This is a genomic window from Streptomyces sp. V4I8 (genome assembly GCF_041261225.1).
Lineage (GTDB): Bacteria > Actinomycetota > Actinomycetes > Streptomycetales > Streptomycetaceae > Streptomyces.
In genome coordinates this window covers 7,411,123-7,430,450 of sequence record NZ_JBGCCN010000001.1, presented here as the reverse complement: position 1 = coordinate 7,430,450, position 19,328 = coordinate 7,411,123, and the positions used below count along the sequence as shown (strand labels likewise).

The following is a 19,328-nucleotide window of genomic DNA, read 5'->3' as shown; positions in this document are numbered from 1 at the left end:
CGGGGGCCTACGTCCCTGCCGACAGCTGTCAGTTCACAGCCGGTGAATCCGTATTCGTCGGCCTTGGTGTCGAAGTTGATCTGGTCACCGTCGACAGAGGAAGCCCTGGCTGTCACGCCCAAGGTGTGCCATCGCTCGCAGTGAGCGTGCAGCGAGTGGTGGTACCGACCTTCCCGGTGAGTTCCTCTGGACAGGTGACGTGCAGCTTCGGCTACCCCCTCGTGGCGGCCAGCTCTTCGGCGACCTTTGGACAAGCGAACTTCGACCATGACGAGACTCGTCGCATGCAATTGGTGCTTGCGAGCTCGATGGCGTGCTTGATCGCCTGCACATCACTGTTCAGAGTGCTGAACTGGATTCTGGATCCGGCGTCGCACACGCGGTCAGCGCGAGCGACGCCCAGAACATGGCGTACGTCGCGGATCCCAGGTGCGGCCACCTCGCACCGTCACCGGGCTGACCAGCGCGGTGGGAGGCCCGGGGGCCGACTCGACTGCCGAAGCTCCCCATGGCTGCTGCAGGGTCTGAATCAACCACTGTCCACGGGAACTCCGCAGCCCACCACTGGGATCAGGTTCGGAAAGGTCCTGGCGGTGGCGCCATGCCCGTCGTGCCAGCACCGGCCCTTCGACGGCCCCGCAGCGCCAAGAGCAGCCCGCCGATCACCATCAGCAACCCCACGCCAGCGGCGCCCAGTCCGGTCAGCCACACCTCCTGCTCCATGGCAGGATGCGCGGTCTTCGACGTACCCACGGGGGAAGCGAAGTGCTCCTTGCCCTCGTATTTCACCGGCACTGTCTTGTCGTCAGGCGGCGAGGCCGCAGCGTTCACAGCCGCGGCTGCATTGATCTGCCCGTAGCCGACGAAGGCGTTCCACCCTCCCTGCGGGTGGCGGGCCGTGCTGGTGAGGATCGCGCGCGTCTGGGCGGGGGTGAGCTTGGGGTTGTGGGAGAGCATCAGCGCCACGACGCCCGACGCGAGCGCGGTCGCTGGGGACGTGCCCTGAACCGCCTCGAAGCCACCCGTGTTCTTCGCACTGGTGATGTCCACGCCTGGGGCGGCCAATTCGTTGTACGTGTGTACGGTCGAGAACTCGGCGCGCCCCCCACTCTGATTCGTAGCGGCCACGGCTATGGCGCCGGCGTAACCAGGTGGGAAAGCGATCTCGTTGAGCTTGCCCCCACTGTTGCCGGCCGCCGCGAGCACCGCCACCCCATGGCTCAGGGCATAGCCGATGGCTGCGACCTCGTCCCTATCCGCGAAGTTGGCGACCTCACCGGTCCCGAGCGACATCGAGATCACATCGGCGCCATGATCCACCGCGTAGTAGATACCCTCCACGATCGGACTCGCGCCGCGCCGCCGTTCGACGCTTCCGTCGTCGGACTCCTTCTCGTCGGAGATGACCCTCACCGAAAGGATCTTGGCCTTGGGCGCGACCTTGAGTACGTCCGATGCCATGGCGGTGCCGTGCCCGCCCCACTCGGGGCTCTGCGAGTCAAGTCCGTCCTTGAAATAGTCAGGACCGGTGGTCACTCGCCCCTTGACCGCGGGGTGGTCCGGGACCACTCCACTGTCCAGAACAGCCACGGTGACGCCTTCGCCCTGGCTCAGCTGTTGCGCTGACGAAAGGCCAAGGGCATTGCCTTCCCACTCTACGGGCGTTGAGGTGGCGGCGTGGGCGGGGGCCATCGGCAGTACAGCGATGAGACCGGTCAGCGCGGCGCCGACGACGGCCGTCCGGGTACGTCGGTTGGTCACCACGTCGACCCCTGGAGCTGAAGGTCGTCTATGTGCGCTTCGAACATGCTGACCAGAATTTCCGCCTCGGCGAACCAGGACTCCTTGTCGGCCATGCCTTCAACGTAGTCTTCCGCCCAATCGCCCGGCAGAGGGCCCGCAATCCGCCCGTCGACCGCACCCGTGGTGGCAGCGACGGCATAGGGGAGGTGTTCGCCGCTCGTTGAAGCCAGCGCTGACCCGTTACGGTCGATCTTCTTCCACCCGGCGGCCAGAGTGCCCGGCACCGCCAAGGGGGCCACCGCTCCCTCGTTCTCCATGCCCTCGTAGGCCTCAGCAAGCTCCTGCTTCTTCGATACGCCTCCGGGCAGCACAATGAGCGCGACCGTAGCCACCATGTCCCCGGTGGGGTCTACGTAGGTGGCGCGCAGCACGGCCTTGCACCCCACCTGCTTCGCTTGCGCCAGCGTCTTCGCCGTCAGCCCCTTGTCGCAGGAGGTCTCAGGAGAGATACCGAGCCGACGCCAGTACGCGTACTTGGGATTGGTGAGATCCCCGAGCCGACCGTCGCGGCCGCCGATGGTGTCCGGAAAGATGCTGTCCGCGGGCTCGTCGGACCAGATCGCCTCTCCGTACTCGGGATTGGCGATCGTCTGCTGGCTATTGCTGTAAGCGTGCGCAGCGAGCGCCCCGCCTCCCAGGAGCGCGAGGACGCCGAAGAGGCCAAGGATCGAACCGGTCACGATACGAGCAGTGCGCCCACCCCCGCCTGGAGCACCGGGAGGAGCCACCGGCTGCATACCTGGAGGCGCGGGCGGCATTTGAACCGGCCCCTGCCACTGCTGTTGCTGCCAGCCCGCTTGCTGGGGCGGCTGCCCATACGGGTTGGCGCTGCCCGGGCCTCCAGGCGGCGTCGGATAGGACATTGGTTTCCTCACACGTCTGCTGGTGAGGGGCATGATGCGCGGCTCGATTCACGTGCCACATAGGTCCATCGCCTCGGCTGCCCTGCAACCGGGTTAGGTCTCTGAGCTCACCATCAGGAGCAACTCCCGCCCCCGAAAGCGCATCTTCCCCATTGAGTCACACGACACCTTATGGCGTTCACTGACGCAGAAACGCACCCCTCGTGGGACTTCTATGGGCGATCTGTGGTCAATATGTAAACCTCTCAGCGCCCCAACGCAGGCGCGGCGTGCGGACCGGACAGCGATCAGGACAGTAAGGGGCGGCGCTCCGGTGTTTGGGATGGCTGCGGCAGGCGGGCGGGCGCGGAAGGGACCAGGAAATTTCCGCGAATCCGAACCTGCGGTGCCTGCTGGATATCTTGTTGCAGCAGGCAATGACCACGCTATGGGCAAACAGGGGGACGCCGGCGCCATGGGAGCGGGCTTCAAGGTAGACATATCCGAACTGGACACCTTGGTTAGGGAACTTCACCGGAGTCAGGACGAGATGCGTGCTGCGTTGAACGCACTCCGCGACACCGGTCCGAAGACCACGGGGAGCAAGGAGCTCGACAACGCCTGCGATGAGTTCCACGACAGCTGGGACGAGGCGATCACGAAAATCGCCGAAGGCACGCAGGCCATCGAGGACGGACTAAAGAAGACCCGCGACACCTACCGGGACGTCGAGACGGCGCTGCGTGACGGCTTCGCCGGGAAGGGCGGCGGCCAGTGAGCAGCGACTCGTACCCCGCGCTCGGCTTCGACCCGGCACCGGGCAACCCGGGCAACGTGGACTCACTCGCCGCCCGCACCAAGAGAGCGGCAGCCGCACTCGACAACGCCCAGAACAGCATCAAGCGCCTTACGGGGAACGTCACTTGGGCTGGAGACGCCGCCTCCGCGTTCTCGAAGAAGGTCGGGGAACTGCCCCGCTATCTGAAGGACAGCCAGGAGGCGATGAGCACAGCGTCGTCGGAGCTGACGAAGTGGCGTGCCGCACTGGCCGACTACCAGAACACAGCCCGTACGTACGAGGTTCAGGCCAAGGAAGCCAAGGGCCAGGTTGCTTCCGCAGAGAAGGCAAAGGACACCTCAACGAGCCGCTACAACCAGGCGGCGTCCGACCCCGCATTCCGGCTCAGCGGCCAGTACTTCACCGGCCCCGCTCTGCAGGACGCCCAAGCAAAGATCGACGCGGCGAGCACCCGGCTACAGCAGGCCGACGTCGACCTGTCGGCAGCCTCAGCACGGCTCGACCAGGCTGAGCGTGAACTCGAGGAGATCATCAAGCGGGCCGAACGGCTACTGGAAGAACACCAGGCCCAGGCCCGCGGGGTTGCGAGTCACCTGCGCAAGGCGACCGAGAAGGCGCCCGATCCGGGGTTCTGGGAGAGCCTGGGCGATACGTTCCAGAAGCTCGGGAACTCGATCCAGGAGTGGTGCGCCCGGCACAAGGACCTGCTGAAGACGATCGGCGACTGGCTGAGCAACATCTCCTCCGTCCTCGGCATCCTGGCGCTGCTGACCCTGTGGTGTCCGCCGCTTTCCGCCGGCCTTGCCCTGGCCAGCGCCGCGTTTTCGCTCGGGGCACTGGCTGCGCATGGTGGGGCGAAGATCGGTGGGGCCGACGTCGGAGTGATGGACCTCGTGGGCGACGCGATCGGTATCGCCCCGGCCTCACGAATTCATGGCGCCCGGTGTCGCAGTGACAGTCGGTCACATCATGAAGGAAGGGTGCTTCCGACCTGCGATGATTCAGCTTCTCTAGGACTGGATCACGTGCAGGGGAGGCACCCTTCCGGTGTCGAAGCGTACAGAGTGGGCCGATGATCTGTCGCTGTCCGCAAGCGGGAAGAAGCTGGTGGGCAAGGCGGGCATCGTGCCGGTGCGGCGTCTGGCGGACAAGGTCGGGCTGACCGACGCGCTCGGGGCTGCCCTGGTGCGGCGGGGCTTCCGTCCCGTCCATGATCGGGGAACGGTCCTGGTCTCGGCGGCCTGCGCGGTCCTGCTGGGCGCGCGGTCGATGGCCGGGATCGATGTGATGCGCCAGACCTCGCTGGTCCTGGGCAGCCCGGCCTCGGCGTCCACGCTGTGGCGGACCCTGGAGGCGATCGGACCGGTCCAGCTGACGAAGATCGCCTCCGCACGGGCCCGGACCCGTATCCACGTCCACCAGCAGCTCGACCTGCGCCCGGGCGGCTTTCCCTGGATCAAGGTCAACGGGCGGGAGCTGACCGGTGTCACGGTGCTGGACCTGGACGCCTCAGTCGTCCCGGCGCATTCCGGCAAGGAGGGAGCCGAGCCCAACTTCAAGGGATATGGCCACCACCCGCTGTTGATGTTCTGCGACAACACCGAAGAACTCCTGGTCAACCGGCTGCGGCCGGGATCGGCGGGATCCAACACCGCCGATGACCACATCTCGGTGAGTATCGAGGGCCTGCGTCAGCTGCCCACCCGCCGTCGGCGCCGGGTCCTGTTCCGCACCGACGGCGCCGGAGCCACGATGGAGTTCCTCACCTGGATCACCTCCGGCGGCGGCAACGCGGCCAACCGCTGGGAGTACTCCGTCGGCCACACCCGCGACGACGACTTCTGGAAGGCCCTGGCCAAGGTCCCGGCCACCGCGTGGACGCCGGCCCTGGACCACAAGGGCCAGCCGCGCAAGGACGCCGACCTCGTCGAGATCACCGACATGCTCGACCTGACCGGCTGGCCGGAAGGGATGCGGGTGATCGTTCGCCGCGAACCCATCCACCCCAAGTACGAGCGCGAGCTCAAGCCGTACGAGAAGAAGACCGACTACCGCTACCAGGCCATCGCCACCAACACCACCGGCGGGCAACTGCAGTTCCTCGACGCCCGAGCCCGCTCCCACACCCACGTCGAGGCCGGCATCCGACGCGGCAAGGCCCTCTCCCTCAACCTGATGCCCTCCCGCTACTTCAAGGTCAACCAAGCCTGGTGCACCCTCCTCGCCCTGGCCACCGACCTCGCCCGCTGGTTCCAACTCCTGGCCACCGAAGGCAAACTCGCCCGGGCCGAGCCCGCCACTCTGCGCACCCGACTCCTGGACGTCCCCGCGAAACTCGCCGACCACGCCCGAAGACGCGAGCTGAAATTCGACCCCGCCTGGCCCGCATCCACCGACATCGTCGACGCCTGGGGCGCCGTCCAGGCCCTGCCCGCCCCCGGCTGACTGCCACCCCACCGACCCCGATTCCGGAAGGAGGAGACCCGCCCCGTCCTCGGCCCGTGGAAACCGACGACCACCCGTGACGACACACGGGCCGGAACGTCACCACCACCCGAAGGACGAACCAGGACGAAACCTCAACCTCGACCGATCACCTCAAGCCGGCGCGCGCACGTGAATGATCGAGGCCGGGGATGGGTTTCGCGAAGACGGCAGTCACCGGGTCCGTGAAGGTCGTGGTACGTAATACGAAGATCGTGGAGGAGGGTGTGGAAAGAGTCGTCGCCAATGTCGACGACGTACAACGGGTCCTCCGGCTGAACCGCCTCGCTGACGAGGGGGCCGCCCAAGCGAGCAACTTCACCAGAGAGGCTGGCCGAGTCCTCGGCGCAGCCGAGGGCCGCGTCTTCAAGGCCACGGACGGCATAGGGAATCGATTGGGGCTCGCTTGGGAGAATTCGGTTGCCAAGAACCTCGGATCCGGGTTCGGTGAGGCGAGACTCAGCCAGTTCGTGACCAACACCCCCGTCCTCAGGGACCTCGACTCCCTGAAGTCAGCCATACGAGCCGATGGAAGTCTCGACCCGACGTCGTGGTGGTCCAAGGGTCCTCTGCTCGCTTCTTCTGTTCCGGGCACCGTCAGCGACATCTGGAACACCGTGACGGGGGAATAGGTATGACATCCGCACCACGCTCGCAGCCGTCCGTCGATCCCGTTCTTCCCCATCCTTCAAGGCTTGGGCTCGTGTTGTGGTTCACCGTGCAGTGGATCGTCATCCCGGTGGACATTCCCATCCGAACCGTCTGTCGGATCCTGCTCGTAATCGGAGACGGCGACGTCGGTTCGTTGATGCCGGAGCGCTTCGCGTTTCATTCGTTTCTGTCACCACACAGGCTTCTGCTCCGGCTGTCCCACGATTCGTCCAAGCACGAGGCCTACTTGGACCGGGAGTTCGCCCGCCTGTCACACGAGATCGCGCAGCAGGAGTTCAGTCGGCGTACCAACTTCCACCATCTCGGACTACCCGCGCTGATGCCCGATGGCGGGTTCCTCAAAGGGGTCTGGCTGTCCCCGCGAGAGTTCCGAGGGACCCCGCTGAGCACACTCACACGCCTCGCGCACAATCACGGCATGGACCTGGATGCATCAAAGGGTCTCTGGCGCGTGGCTCTACTCCCCAAGCACGGGAAGGTCCAGTAATGCAGTCCGCCACACCTGAGCTTCACCTGGACATACCCGGAGGGTTCTATTCCCTGGGCCTCGACCTGGACGGCGAGGACCGCCTGGAGCAGCTCTGGGCCATCGCGGAGGAGATCTGGCCTACCGGAACCGACTTCCAGCGCGAGGTCGCCTTCCACTCCTATCGCGAAATGGCCGACCACGCCCGCGCCGAGAACTCCTTCTACGCCGGCTTCTGCCGCGATGAGGCTCCCGACGGCCGCCTCACCACAGCCTCACTGCTGGCCCGCCTCGACCCCCCGGATGAGCCTGACGCTGAACTCTCGGCGCGTGGTCTCCTCGAGGCACTCTCCGCGAACGACAACAACACCGTCGAGGAGATTCGCGTCCCAGCAGGGCCAGGTGTCCTTGTACTGTGCGGCATCGAGTGGCAGGCCGATCCGACAGTTGCCACAGGTCCCTCTCTGCAATTGGCCAGGGCGGACGTGTACCTCCCGCTCCCCCGTATGCAACGGCTACTCGTCCTGAGCCTCACCACACCCTCGCTACCAGACCTCCCTTTCTACGTCTCGCTGTTGTCGAAGACCGCTCACGACCTGACGGTCTCCAACGGGGCCAACCCAGACTCAGACAGCGGAGACGAGCGAAGGAGTACGGTCACCGATCATGTCAGGGCCGACTTCGGATAACGTCCGGACCGGACGGCCAAGCAACACGTTGCCGACAGGGACAGCCTCGGGTCGTCTGCTGACGGCCATGAGGGGAACGACAAGCCGTATCTCGCGGCTCGCTGGACCGCCGGACCCGGTGCTGCCACGTAAGCCGCGAGCGGGTTCGACACAGGCGGCTATGCACGATTTCGAATAGGGACAGAACCACCTCATGGGCAATCCGCCTGCGGCACACGACGTTGCGCAGGTGCTCAAACACAACCGCACCTTGCTGTACCGGCACATCGTCAGGCGCCTCGCGCTCGCCGTGCTCCACCTCTCCGTCCCCTACGTGGCACACCTGCTCGGCTACGACGCCGCCCTACCCGCATTCGCTATCCCGGCCGCCCTGTTCGTGCTGATCTTCCTGACGCTCCGGCTCCGCCACGGGTCACGGCTCAAGGCGTGCGAGAAGGTGCCGCGCACCTACCCCCTGCAGTACCGCACCCGGGTGCCCAGCGTATGGTGTGTGCTCGTTGCCGCGTAGATAGGGCGATCAGGTCAGGGGGAGTCGACCGCGGTCGTCCTTGACGACGCCCTTTTTGCGCCTGCATCAAGGGACCAGGGCGGCCCACTGTCCAACTCAGGTCTGGATGCTGCGACGGCGCGCCGCCTGGGATCGGGCCCGCCGGTCCCAGGCGGATTGCCTGACGCCAGTTCACAACTGGCTGCTTACCTCAGGTTCGGAATCGGGTCGAGGTGGCTCAACCGGAGCGGGAACGCGTCCGACATACGGCTCCACCCGTCGCCCCAGAACCTGACCGTGCACCATGAACCATCGACGAAGCCGATCTCGTGGTCGCCACCCATCACGTCGCTGCGGTCCCGGATCCAGGCCACATTACGAATGTCCGTGGCCCACCCCGCCTCAACCGGACCGGGTTCGCCGGTCAAGGAACGCACGCGGGACACGTACACGATGTGCAGGCGGTGGTCGGTCACCTGCATCACCACGGACGGCGGGTTCGCCGGGTTCTTCGTCCGAGGCGCCAGGCCGAGGGCCAGCTGGCCGGCCATGCTGTTCCAGCCGCCGTGAAAAGGCTTGCCCGGCTTCCTCTTCTCTCGCTCCGTGAACGCTTCGACCAGCCGTTCGAACGGGTTCAAGGTGGCCGTGACGACTCTCAGGAGCCCGGTCACCGGCAGCAGCAACCAGCCACCGAGCGCAATGCGTTCGGATCGTAGAACCCGCGGGCGGCGAAACCGGCCGGGCGACGGCGCCCGTTCGGCCAGATCGACCCCGTGCTCAGCTCGCAGCACCTCACCTGCTGGCACCAACGACCTCGCGCGCTCGACCTTCTCGCGGACGAAGTCCACCCTGCTCGTTATGCTCACCCGAAATCGTCCCTCACTGTCCTTGCCGCACTCGAAGGAGTCACGTCCGTACGCTCGTCGAAACTCTTCGGGTCAGGACGCTGGTGGTACTCGTAACGCTCCTCCGCCACTCCCGGCCCGTCCTCCAGCAGACTGCCCTGGACCGCCCCTGCCGGGTCCGCACCGATGACGTCCTTGACGACGCCCTTCACGCCCTTCTTGACGACCCTATAGCCCGCATACATGGCCAGATCGTTGAGATTGCGTTCAGGGATTGGGTTGCCGCGCTCATCGACCTTCTTTATGTAGCGCATGAGGCCGCCCTTGAAATGCTTGGGCCCCTTACGCAGTGCATTCCGAAGTTTCATCATCTTGCGGAGCAGTTGCATGCGCTTGGCGAGGTCTGCCAGAGCGTCCGCCAGTTTCGCCGTGATCTTCACGGCTTTCGCTGCCTTGTGGGCAATGCCCGCGGCCGCGATGAGCGGGCCGATGGCAGCCGCGGCGCCCGCCGTCAGGAGCGAGAGGATCGCGGTGGTCGCGGCGGCCGCGAGCGCGGTCTCCACGATCTCGACGATGAGGTCGAGCATCAACTGCTCGGCAGCCGCGCACTCCTGGGCCGCCATTTCGAGGAGTTCGGCCATGGTGTCCATGTCCGTGGCTTCGCCCCTGAGGGCTTCCTCGTACTCGGTCATCATCTTGTCGAAATTGGTGAACGCCTCGCCCTGCCACTGGGTGGCGAGCGTACGGCGTTCGACGACCAGGTCCTCGATCACTCCGCGCACATCATTGGCACTCTTGCGCCACTGAATCGCGGTTTCGGTGAGGAGTTCGTTGTCGCCACTGACCTGCTCGAGCAGTTCATCCAGGTTGAACTGCTTCATGATGCCCCGGATGATCTCGTCGAGAACACCGGCGAGCGGGTTGCTCCAGTCCAGGGTGAAGTTGATCCGGCTCAGCGCATCGCCCGCCGCCTGTCCCGCGCCCATCAGTTGCCCCCACCCATCATGCCCCTGTTGTCCATCTCTGTGCCGTCGTAGGCGGCAGCAGAATCCTTGAGCGCGTCGGCTATGGAGTGGAGAGTCTCGACGGCGTCGGTGAGGTCGTTGCCGGACTCCTTGTGCTGAGTGTCGTAGTCGGCTTTCAGATCGTCCGACTGCGGCAGCCTGCCGAACGTCTCCTGGGTGAGCTCCAGTTGCTGGGTACGGCTCCGGATGGTGTCGAGCCGGCCGGCTGCGGCTTCCACAGCCCTGGCGTACTTGCGCAAGGCGTCGCCCTCGACATCGAATCCCCCGCTCATAGTTCCCCTCATCAGTACGGTTTTTGGATGGATGCGGCCGTTCCGCCGGCCACGACGAGATCCATTTCATCACGTGCACTGCCCACGGTGGCGCAGATAGCACTGGCCCCGGCAACGTTCGAACAAGACTGTTGCGAAGCCCGCTTCCCAGCACCGTCGCCTCAACGGCCGCCGCCTACACTGCGGCGGTTCTGGCTCACCTGGACGCAACGCCAAGTGACACGAGGGCGTGGGATGAACGCGAGATCAAGTGCCGTCTACCACCACTGCAAGGTGGGCGTCTCCCACTGCCCTGGCACGAGGGCTGTTGGACGTAGCACTTCCGGCAGCCCGTCGGCGGCTGGGCGGGGTGGTGGCCCGTGCCGTGAGGGAGTTCCGCCGCCGAATATCGGGGGCCAACCCGTTCAAGGCAATCACCACTGCGGCCACGTCAACGACGTCACGCACTTGCCGACCTTGGCCGACGGTATCCCGCCCATGGCCGGTAAATCAGGCCCTCCCGCGCCACATATCTCCCGCAAGGGCACCTGTTCCCTGAACATCGAAGACCTGGGCAAGCCCCGCTACGCCGTCGAGCAGACATTCTCGCTCCTGCACCACTTCAAATGCCCGGCCATCCGCTGAGAAAGGCGCGTCGATCTGCACGACACCTTCGTCCAACTCTCTCGAGGCCGCATCACCTGGCGACGCATCGAAAGGCCCGGAACTGGCCCGGGGATTTCAAGGGCCGCCGCGCTGCGCCGAAGACGCCGAGGGTTCGTGCGGGGCACAGACGGGGGGCGGATAACGCCTGCCGGGCAGCCGACAATCGGAGTGCCCGAGCAGGGTTACCTCACTGACCGGCTACCTACTGACCCTGATACGGAGGTTGCTGGGGCGGCTGGCCGGGGGGATTGGGGTAGCCCTGATACGGAGTTGGCGGGTAGGGCCGCTGAGCGGGCTGGGGGAACGGCTGCTGGGGCGGATACCCCATGTTCTGGGGGTAGGTTCCGGGACCGGCCGGGCCCCGCCCAGAGTTGCGGCGGCCCCGCATCACGGCGAAGACGACGCTGGCGGCAATCACGGCCCCGACGCCGATCACGCCAAGGATAAGGACGATGGCGCCCATTGAAGAAGGTCCCTTCTCATTCTCGGGCTGATTCGCAGCGTTGGGCTAGTCCTCGGATGCACCCTCAGGCAGTCGGCCACGACCGCATACCCGAGCCTCCACGGGCGAAGAGCGAGCACGATGCGCCCTCCGCCCGCGGATGGGGACGCCCCTACTGCCCCTGGTGCGGGGGCTGCTGGGAATAGGGGTTGGGATGCTGCGGGGCCTGTCCCGGAGGAGTGGGGTACCCCTGGTTGGGACCGGAGTTGGGGTAAGGCTGCTGGGCGGGCGGGTACGCCGGGTATTGCGAGCCGCCGGCGCCGGGGCCGCCGTTCCCTCCCTTGCCGCCGTTCCGGCGGCTGCGGAGCACTACGAAGGCGATCGCGCCAATTACGACGACGGCTGCGATGCCGCCGATGAGGATGAGGGAGTTACTGGAGGAAGACTTCTTCTTTTTGGCCTGGGTCGAAGAGCCCGTGTCCTTCGACGACTGGCTGGAAGTCGAGCTGGACGAAGAGACCTGGCCGAGGGGGTTCTTCTTGGGACCGGCCGGGATGTCCATCGTGAGCGCCGAGTAGGGCCGGACGATCCCGTAGCCGTACTCCTCGTCGGGCGCTTTGAGTCCCTTGTGGTGCGCGAAGGTGGCCGTCTTGATCAGGCGGTTGATGACCTGGCCTGCGCTGAGATCGGGGTACTTGGAGCGGACGAGAGCGACGGCGGCGGATACGTAGGCCGTGGCATCGGAAGTACCACTTCCAACACCGTACCCGTTGGACTTCGTCGGATTTGCGCCAACGATTTCCGCACCAGGAGCCGTGAGCGTTAGCCCCTTACCCGTATTCGAGTCCGCCCACAGGTTGGCCTTTTCGTCCACAGCACCGACGGAGATGACGCCAGGCAGTGCACCCGGCTCACTTACATCAGAGTACCCGTTATTACCGGATCCTGCCACGACCACAACGTCATGAGATTGGGCATAAGCAATCGCCTCGCGACCGGCACTTAGAGTTTTACCGCCATCGTTTGCGATGGACAGATTAATTACCTTTGCGCCGTGCTCTACCGCATATCGAACTGCCGCCCCCCACGTCTCATCGAGGTTCTTATCGGAATTCGTTTGAAGCGTACGCAATGGGAGGATTTTAGCCTTCGGCGCAAGCCCGATCACACCGGAGGCATTTCCGGCGCCGTGACCGTGGCCTGCGATAATGCTCGCCATCTTTGTTCCGTGACCAAGGACGTCCTCTTGGGCGTCCCCTCCGTCGGTGAAGTCCTTGCCTTCAAGGACCTGGCCAGTCAGATCAGGATGACTGCCGTCCACTCCGGAGTCGACAACAGCGACGGTGACGCCCGCTCCCTCGGACTCAGCCCAAACGTCTTCTGCCGCGAACGCGTTCAACGCCCACTGCTGATCCCTTACGTAGTCAGCAAAGGCCGCTGGGGCTGCAGTGAGGAGCAAAGCTCCTGTCAGCGTCACGACTCCCGCCGTAGACCAGACTCGCTTGAAACCCACTTACTTGCTCCTCACTCAACTGCGACTGGTTCCGCCAGTCTTCATGCGAGCGAGCCGCACGTTCTCCCCGTGCGGCTCGCTCGTGTGCCTACTCGATGGTCCGCGGTACGTTTCGGTTGCGGTCCTCTTCCGAGATCCAGGTCTCTTCGTCCTCGACCAGATAGTCGGGACGGTCCCCCTGGCCGTTCTCGTCGTTGGGCCGTCGGCCGTTGCGACCACCCATGCCGCCAGCCATTCCACCGGCCATGCCACCGCGCTGGGTGCCACCACGGCTGCCGTGCAGCCCCGAACCGCCACCGGCGCCCTTGCCAGTGATCCCCTTGGCCGCGCCGACAACACCGCCGCGGGACCTGGCGAGGGCTCCACGTCCGCCGGCGGCGGCACCGCCTCGGCCGGCCCCACCCGCTCCCGCGCCGCCCATGCCGCCCATACCGGCTCGGCCTCCGGCACCACGACCCGCACCGGCACCAGCCACACCGCCACGACCGCCCGCGAGGCCGGCCCCACCACGTCCGGCCGCACCGCCTCCGAGGCCGACGCCACCGCCGGGAACCATGGCGCCCGAGCCTTGACCCCCGCCGGTCCCGACACCGCCCCCACTGATGCCGGGGCCACTGGTGCTGGGCCCTGTCCCCGTCAACCCGGGAGAAATGCTGTCCACCTTCGTCTTGGCGGACGGGAGTTGCGTGCCGCCCGTGATGCCTTGGTCACGGGGCACGTTCGGGGCCGGCTTGACGCTCGTCGTCGGCCCGGCACTCCACGGCTTGTTACCTGCCGTCGAGCCGCCCGGTCGAGAGGCACCGACGCCAGGAGAGACGACCGGCGGCGGGTACTCCACGTCACGGTTCGGATCCTTGACGGAACCGTCGGGGTTTTGGATCACCTGGTTCCTGTTCAGGTTCCCCGAGATTCGTGCGTACTGGGCACCCAGGTTCTCCATGACAGCCACGCCATTGAGCTGAGCTTCTCGGCTCGCGCCGATCTTGCCCTCATTGGCCTCAGCGATCTGGGCGGCAGTCATCTTGCCGTCCTTGAGGTCCGCGGCTACTGCTTCACCATCGTCCCATTTCCAGTCGGTGAGACCATCACCGATCTTGTCCAGGGTGCTGGGTTCCTCGATAGCGTCCAGTTGCTGCTTGTACCTACGCAACTGTGAGCCCGCGTCAGACATTTGGGAGCTGTTGAGGTCCGCGTGCCATGCTGCATTTCGCAGACTCTGCGAGATCTTGCGAGCTTCCTTCTCGAAGGCCCGGGCGGCGTCCCCCTCCCAATGCTCCAGGACATTGTCGACCGACTTGTCCAGGAGGCCAGCGATCCCCTCCCCCTGACCGCCGGCAAGGATTTCATTTACCTTGCCCCAGTGACGGCCTACCTCCTCGATCGCACCGGGATTGGTGCCGTCAAGCATCTGCTTGAGCTCTTTGAGTGAGTAGTCGATGAATTGAGTCTTGGTCTGCGGCCGCACCGGGTTCGCAGTGCAGGTGTCAGACACAATCACAGGCTTGGGCAGGTCTTTGTCCCCGGCCATTTTGAACTCCTCCCTTTAATAGGTGATTCTCGATCGGACTACTTTGCGTACGAGCCGTTCGAGCCCCCTGTGTCACCACCCATTTGGTGCTTGTTCGCGTACTCCTGCTCGGTGTACTTGTCCTTCACCTTGGATGTGCTCTTGCCGAATTTGTCGATCAGACCATGAAGCCCCTCGATCGCTTTCTCAAGGTCGGACTTCGCACTCTTGTGGGCGGTCTGCAAGTCGCCCGCTTCCAAGAACAAGCAGGTGTTCCCGAACGCATCCATCGGGATCTCGGTGTTATACCGCGACGTCTGCCCCGCCTTGTCCATATCGTCCAGCAACGTCCAGAGCTTCCGGATCACCTCATCCAGCGCGCTCAGATCAACCCGCATCCCGTTACTCATACCCCGTTGTCCTCTCCCCTGTTCCTCAAGTTGTCAGCACCCACTCGTGCCGAAATCATCGCCCAAGCCGATCGACGGACCGACCGGACCGACCAGACCGAGCAGACCGACCAGCCAATCCACCCCGCCGGCTACGCCAGTCCCGCACAGCAACCCCGCTCCCCGCAACTACTAGCGCAAGAGCCAGCCCCGTGCCCAACACATAAATGGCCACCCGGCGTTCCCGCTCCGCCTCGCTCTCCCCCATGGTCACTGCCATCGGGATGACCGCGCTGCCCCCGCCGGCCGCGACCGGCGGATCCGGCTCCGGGGACTCTCCGGGCTCCGACTCGTCCGACAGCGCGGCGACCGGGTCGACGACGCCCCAACCGATGAAGGGGTTGGCCTTGCGGCCCGGGCGCTGAGCGGTTTCCTCGATGCGGGTGGCGATCTGGGCGGCGTTCCACTCCGGGTACTTCTGCTTCAGCAGGGCCGCGACCCCCGCGACGTACGGCGCCGCGAAGCTCGTACCGTCGGCGGTGCACTGGCCGCCGACGGGGACCGTGGAGACCATGCTGACGCCCGGGGCCGCGACGTCCACGAAGTCGCCCGCCTGCGAGAAGGGGGCGCGTTCGTCGTTGCGGTCCGAGGCCCCGACCGCCAGGACGCCGTCGTAGGCGGCGGGGTACGTCTTCGCGAACTTGCCGTCGGCTCCGTCGTTGCCGGCGGCGGCGATGATGAGGGCGCCCTTACCCACGGCGCTCTCCACGGCAGCCCGCAGCGTGTCGTCGTCCTGCTTGTTCTGGGTGTCCGACGAGATGTTGATGATCTTCGCGCCGTCGGCGACCGCGTCCCCGATCGCGTCGGCCATCGTCCCCGCGTCGCCCTGGCCCTTCTCTCCCTCCCCACCGGTGTAGCGGTAGGAAAGGATCTTCGCGTCCTTGGCGATACCGACGAAACCCGTGCCCTTGAGTGGGCGGGCGGCGATGATGCCCGCCACCCGGGTGCCGTGCCCCTCGATGTCCTGGGTGCCGGAGCCCCCCGGGACGTAGGACCTTCCGCCGGACACCGCACCGGTCAGCTGCTTGTTGGACTTGTCAACGCCCGTGTCGATCACCGCGACCTTGACGTCCTTGCCCGTCGCCTGCGCCCACAGCTGGTTCAGGAGGATCCGCTGCAGCGACCAAGGCGTGGACTTGATGACGTCGCCGCCGAAGACGCATTCCGAGCTGTCGGCCAGGCCGAAGCGGGCGCGGCCACTGTCGGAGTCACCCGAGTCGGAACGGCCGGAGGCGGAGTTGGCCGAGTCCGCGAGGCGGGTGGGAACCGCCGAGCCAGCCGAGCCAGCGGGGAACGCCGGTACCGTCGGTTCCGCCACCGCCGGCGGCGCCGACGCGAGGCAGATCCCCGTCGCCGCGAGCACGCCGAAAACCCGCTGCAGTGCGCGGGTTCCACTCCTGCGGCTGTCGCGGCTGTCGCGGCTGCGCGAACGGGCTGTCCGGCCGACCACGTTCAGGCCCACCACGTTCAGGCCCCTCATCTCTTCAGGCCCCCAGGGCTTCCTTGCTTCCTTCGAAGCTGGGTCATGTGTGTGTCACGGGTGTTGCGGCGAGTGTGAATGTTTGCCGAATTTGCTGTGTGTGTCTCCGCAGGGGGCACCTGCGGTTCCGTAGAAGCTGTGCAGGCCCCCGAAGCAGAGGACGGCCCAGCGAACGCCGTAGCGTCGGCTGGGCCGATTCTCTTCACCTCGTGCCCCTTGGGCCGCCGACGGGCTCAGCTCCAGGTGCCGGCGTTGCTCTTCTCCGTGGCCTGGTAGTTCTCGGCCGCGCTCTGGAGCGCCGTCGAGATCTTCAGCAGGGTGGCGTGCAGGTCAGCGGCGGTCTTGTCCCACTCGCGCTGCTTGCGCTGGTAACCCTCCTGCGCCTCACCTTCCCAGGTGCTGGCGACGCGCTTGACCGCGGCCTCGAGGTCGTCGAGCTGCTGCTTGATGCGGCCGGCCGTGGACTTCACGTCCGTGGACGCGTTGGTGATCGTTGCGTAATTGACGAGGATCGACATCGTCATTCCCTTTCAGGGTGAAATCGAAGGAAGTAGGTGGGGATCAGGTGATCCGAAGGGGCCCGGAAGGACCGAAGCCTCTTCAGGCCGGAGACGGCTCGATCAGCCGAAGTCCGACATGATCTTGCTGATCTCGGCGTTCTGCTGCTCTTCCGACGCGGAGTAGTTGCTCCGCGTGGAGTCCACGGCTTCCTTGATGTCGTTGAGGATGTCGCTCATCCGCTTCGCGTCCTGGTTCCAACGGTCCTGCAGCTGGCGGTAGGACTGGGCCGCCTGGCCCTTCCAGCCGCCGGCGATCTGGTCGATCACTCCGTTGAGACGGCGGATCTCGCCCTGCAGCTGACCGTTCACGGTGTTGATGTCACCGGAGAGCTTAGTGAGTTCGTCCTCTGTTACCCGGAACTGGCCGGCCATGATGAACCTTCCCCCATGTCGTCGTTGATCCGGGAAACCTGTACGGGTACCCGGAGGAGCTTCGCACGCTTGAGCGCTGCAAACACTCTATCGTCAGCCTGTCACTCAACCACAGGCAAGACCAATCAGTTACACGGCTCACACACTTGAGCGATCATCCTGTGACTCTCGCGCCGTCTCACTCTCAAGTGCGTGCGCCCGTACGCCTGTTGGCGGGTCACTGGCTCTGTTCCTGCGCGGCGCTGCCGGTGTCCAGCATGGGGCCCTTGGGGATGAACGCCGCCCACGTCTGCGGCACGATCGCGGGCTTGGACACGTCCTCGTAGCCCAGCCGCGTGCGCGCCTTGTCCGTCTCGCTCGCGTCGCCGTTCGAGGAGTCCGAAGCGCCCGTAGAGGAGTCGCTTCCCTGCGCCGCGCTGTCGTTGCTCCTCGGCAGCGAGTACCGCAGGCCCGTGTCGGTCAGCAGGTACTGCGCACCGCCGCCCCCTGCCGCACCGGTGATCTCCGTGAAGAGGAGACCGGAGCCGGACGAGACGTAGGCGCTCAGCGAGTCGGCGACGATCCGCTTCGGGTACGCCGTACCGGCCCAGGCCGCGAGCTGGGGCTTGTTGCCCTGGCCGATGGTGCCGTCGTAGACGCTGCACGAGGTGGTACGGGCCTCGGCGGTCGCGGAGGCAGGGGAGTTGGCCTGCTTCGGAACGGTCTCGAACCAGCCCTTGTCCTTGTAGAAGGGCTGCGCGTCGCCGCCGTTGGCGTCGATGACCTTCGGCGTCGAGAGCTTGATGTCGGCGCTCTCGTCCTGGCCCCATGCCGCCCTGACCAGGCCGGCGACGAAGGGCGTGATGGCGGCGACCTTGTCCTTGAGGACGACGTAGTACTGCGTGATGTGCGCCTCCTCCGCCTTGATCACCCGGCCCACCTGCGCCTCGGCCGGAAGCCCCTGGACCTGGGTCGGCCCACCGGCTCCATCGATGGTCGGGAAGGTGATCACTCCGCCGTCGTTGAGGGTGCTCAGCCATTCCGAGCTCACCAGCTGCGGTTCGGACCCCGCGGCCGTGGTGCCGATGGCGGCGGCGCGCAGCTTCTCCATGGTGGTCGGCTCCAGCGACGGGCTGCCCAGCTGGAACTTGGTGCCCTTGCTGTCGACCAGGTAGTCCACCTTGGTCCTCGAGTCACGGACGTACAGGGCCTCGCGGGGGTCAACCTTCCCCGCGTTGTTGAGCGCCTTGGCGTCATTCGCGTTGAGGACGAACACGGCACGGTCGATGGCGCGGGCCGCCCCCTCGACCGGACGCTCGCACACCGCCCAGGACTTCGGCTTCTGCGCGTCGTCCTTGGACGGCAGCCGGTCGGGGGCGTACGGAATGCCGATGGTCGCGCCGTGCCGGATGCCGCTCTTGTCGATCTCCTTGCCGGGGACCTCCAGGACGCTGCCCTTGCCCTTGTCGAGCAGCAGCTTGGCGGAGGCGTAGTTGAGGACCGGGTGGAGGACCTTCTCCACCTTGCCGTCCTTCGGGTCCGGGTCGAGGACCACGTACCGCGTCGTCGAGTCGCTGTCGACGATGATGTACTCGCCCGGCGTGTCCCAGCCCTTGGGTGCCGTGGGCTTGATCACGCCCCAGGCGATGAACCCGATGACCAGCACGAGGCCCACACCGAGGCTGGGCATCACCGTACGAATGGGACGCGGAGCGCCTTCCTCCGAGCCGCCCGGCGACGGCGCCAGGAACGCCGCGACGGTGCGCTTGCGAGCGAACGTGTAGGCGGCGAGCTCATCCCGACGCTTTGCCATGGTCCCCGTATCTCCCGTTTGTCATGCTCGTTCGTGTTGCGATGTCCGACCGCGGCCGTGCTGTCCGACCGCGGCCGTGCTGTCCGACTGCGGCCGTGCTGTCCGACTGCGGCCGTGCTGTTCGGCCTCGCCGGCGCTGTCGGCCTCGTCCGTGCTGCTCGGCCTCGTCCGTGCTGCTCGTCGG

At 65.9% G+C, this 19,328-nt stretch carries 21 protein-coding genes; 8 read left to right on the top strand and 13 right to left on the bottom strand.

The annotated features are described in order from the left end of the window. Window positions 1–112: 112 nt before the first annotated feature. The 3 genes from ABIE67_RS33870 to ABIE67_RS33860 all read right to left on the bottom strand — a co-directional run bounded on the left by ABIE67_RS33870 (window position 113) and on the right by ABIE67_RS33860 (window position 2,483). Entirely contained in the window at window positions 113–205 is a 93-nt protein-coding gene (locus ABIE67_RS33870; protein WP_370269205.1) for a DUF4333 domain-containing protein, read from the bottom strand. 365 nt (window positions 206–570) lie between these two features. Next, on the bottom strand, window positions 571–1,764 hold the full coding sequence (locus tag ABIE67_RS33865) for a S8 family serine peptidase (protein ID WP_370265181.1): 1,194 nt from the start codon (window positions 1,762–1,764) through the stop codon (window positions 571–573). Continuing rightward, a complete protein-coding gene (locus ABIE67_RS33860; RefSeq protein ID WP_370265180.1) occupies window positions 1,758–2,483 on the bottom strand; it encodes a hypothetical protein in 726 nt (241 codons plus the stop codon). Before ABIE67_RS33860 ends, ABIE67_RS33865 begins: the two co-directional genes overlap by 7 nt. Window positions 2,484–3,093: 610 nt before the next feature. Here ABIE67_RS33860 and ABIE67_RS33855 point away from each other — a divergent pair. The 7 genes from ABIE67_RS33855 (at window position 3,094) to ABIE67_RS33825 (ending at window position 8,263) form a co-directional block, all read left to right on the top strand. Continuing rightward, window positions 3,094–3,423: a WXG100 family type VII secretion target gene (locus tag ABIE67_RS33855; protein WP_370265179.1), complete on the top strand. Its 330-nt coding sequence runs from the start codon at window positions 3,094–3,096 to the stop codon at window positions 3,421–3,423. Beyond that, a complete protein-coding gene (locus ABIE67_RS33850) occupies window positions 3,420–4,520 on the top strand; it encodes a putative T7SS-secreted protein (protein WP_370265178.1) in 1,101 nt (366 codons plus the stop codon). Before ABIE67_RS33855 ends, ABIE67_RS33850 begins: the two co-directional genes overlap by 4 nt. Next, on the top strand, window positions 4,492–5,889 hold the full coding sequence (locus ABIE67_RS33845; RefSeq protein WP_370251787.1) for an IS1380 family transposase: 1,398 nt from the start codon (window positions 4,492–4,494) through the stop codon (window positions 5,887–5,889). Before ABIE67_RS33850 ends, ABIE67_RS33845 begins: the two co-directional genes overlap by 29 nt. Window positions 5,890–6,080: 191 nt before the next feature. After that, window positions 6,081–6,560, top strand: coding sequence for a hypothetical protein (locus ABIE67_RS33840; protein WP_370265177.1), 480 nt, complete (start codon window positions 6,081–6,083; stop codon window positions 6,558–6,560). Window positions 6,561–6,631: 71 nt separating this feature from the next. Beyond that, window positions 6,632–7,087 (top strand): hypothetical protein, encoded by a 456-nt coding sequence (locus tag ABIE67_RS33835; RefSeq protein ID WP_370265176.1) that lies wholly within the window; start codon window positions 6,632–6,634, stop codon window positions 7,085–7,087. Beyond that, a complete protein-coding gene (locus tag ABIE67_RS33830; protein WP_370265175.1) occupies window positions 7,087–7,755 on the top strand; it encodes a hypothetical protein in 669 nt (222 codons plus the stop codon). Before ABIE67_RS33835 ends, ABIE67_RS33830 begins: the two co-directional genes overlap by 1 nt. Window positions 7,756–7,948: 193 nt before the next feature. Then, window positions 7,949–8,263, top strand: coding sequence for a hypothetical protein (locus ABIE67_RS33825; RefSeq protein ID WP_370265173.1), 315 nt, complete (start codon window positions 7,949–7,951; stop codon window positions 8,261–8,263). A gap of 185 nt (window positions 8,264–8,448) precedes the next feature. Here ABIE67_RS33825 and ABIE67_RS33820 read toward each other — a convergent pair whose 3' ends face one another. Genes ABIE67_RS33820 through ABIE67_RS33810 form a run of 3 tightly spaced genes read right to left on the bottom strand, consistent with a single transcriptional unit; the run spans window position 8,449 to window position 10,384 of the window. After that, entirely contained in the window at window positions 8,449–9,090 is a 642-nt protein-coding gene (locus ABIE67_RS33820; RefSeq protein WP_370265172.1) for a hypothetical protein, read from the bottom strand. Between the two features lie 14 nt (window positions 9,091–9,104). Next, window positions 9,105–10,073, bottom strand: coding sequence for a WXG100 family type VII secretion target (locus tag ABIE67_RS33815; RefSeq protein WP_370265171.1), 969 nt, complete (start codon window positions 10,071–10,073; stop codon window positions 9,105–9,107). Continuing rightward, the gene (locus ABIE67_RS33810) at window positions 10,073–10,384 is read right to left on the bottom strand and encodes a WXG100 family type VII secretion target (protein WP_370265170.1); all 312 of its coding nucleotides are present in this window, start codon (window positions 10,382–10,384) and stop codon (window positions 10,073–10,075) included. Before ABIE67_RS33810 ends, ABIE67_RS33815 begins: the two co-directional genes overlap by 1 nt. A gap of 456 nt (window positions 10,385–10,840) precedes the next feature. Here ABIE67_RS33810 and ABIE67_RS33805 point away from each other — a divergent pair, with 456 nt between their 5' ends. Next, window positions 10,841–11,008, top strand: a complete 168-nt coding sequence (locus ABIE67_RS33805) for a hypothetical protein (RefSeq protein WP_370265169.1) — start codon at window positions 10,841–10,843, stop codon at window positions 11,006–11,008. 635 nt (window positions 11,009–11,643) lie between these two features. Here the strand turns inward: ABIE67_RS33805 and mycP (ABIE67_RS33800) are convergent. The 7 genes from mycP (ABIE67_RS33800) to eccB form a co-directional block, all read right to left on the bottom strand. Further along, the gene (mycP, locus tag ABIE67_RS33800) at window positions 11,644–12,948 is read right to left on the bottom strand and encodes a type VII secretion-associated serine protease mycosin (protein WP_370265168.1); all 1,305 of its coding nucleotides are present in this window, start codon (window positions 12,946–12,948) and stop codon (window positions 11,644–11,646) included. Between the two features lie 124 nt (window positions 12,949–13,072). Continuing rightward, entirely contained in the window at window positions 13,073–14,512 is a 1,440-nt protein-coding gene (locus ABIE67_RS33795; protein WP_370265167.1) for a WXG100 family type VII secretion target, read from the bottom strand. Between the two features lie 38 nt (window positions 14,513–14,550). Then, entirely contained in the window at window positions 14,551–14,901 is a 351-nt protein-coding gene (locus tag ABIE67_RS33790; RefSeq protein WP_370265166.1) for a hypothetical protein, read from the bottom strand. 55 nt (window positions 14,902–14,956) lie between these two features. Continuing rightward, window positions 14,957–16,420 (bottom strand): type VII secretion-associated serine protease mycosin, encoded by a 1,464-nt coding sequence (gene mycP, locus ABIE67_RS33785; protein WP_370265165.1) that lies wholly within the window; start codon window positions 16,418–16,420, stop codon window positions 14,957–14,959. A 233-nt stretch (window positions 16,421–16,653) separates the two neighbouring features. Then, window positions 16,654–16,944, bottom strand: a complete 291-nt coding sequence (locus ABIE67_RS33780) for a WXG100 family type VII secretion target (protein ID WP_048584644.1) — start codon at window positions 16,942–16,944, stop codon at window positions 16,654–16,656. 96 nt (window positions 16,945–17,040) lie between these two features. After that, the gene (locus ABIE67_RS33775) at window positions 17,041–17,352 is read right to left on the bottom strand and encodes a WXG100 family type VII secretion target (protein WP_048584643.1); all 312 of its coding nucleotides are present in this window, start codon (window positions 17,350–17,352) and stop codon (window positions 17,041–17,043) included. Window positions 17,353–17,569: 217 nt separating this feature from the next. After that, window positions 17,570–19,144: a type VII secretion protein EccB gene (gene eccB, locus ABIE67_RS33770; RefSeq protein WP_370265164.1), complete on the bottom strand. Its 1,575-nt coding sequence runs from the start codon at window positions 19,142–19,144 to the stop codon at window positions 17,570–17,572. Between the last annotated feature and the right edge of the window lie 184 nt (window positions 19,145–19,328).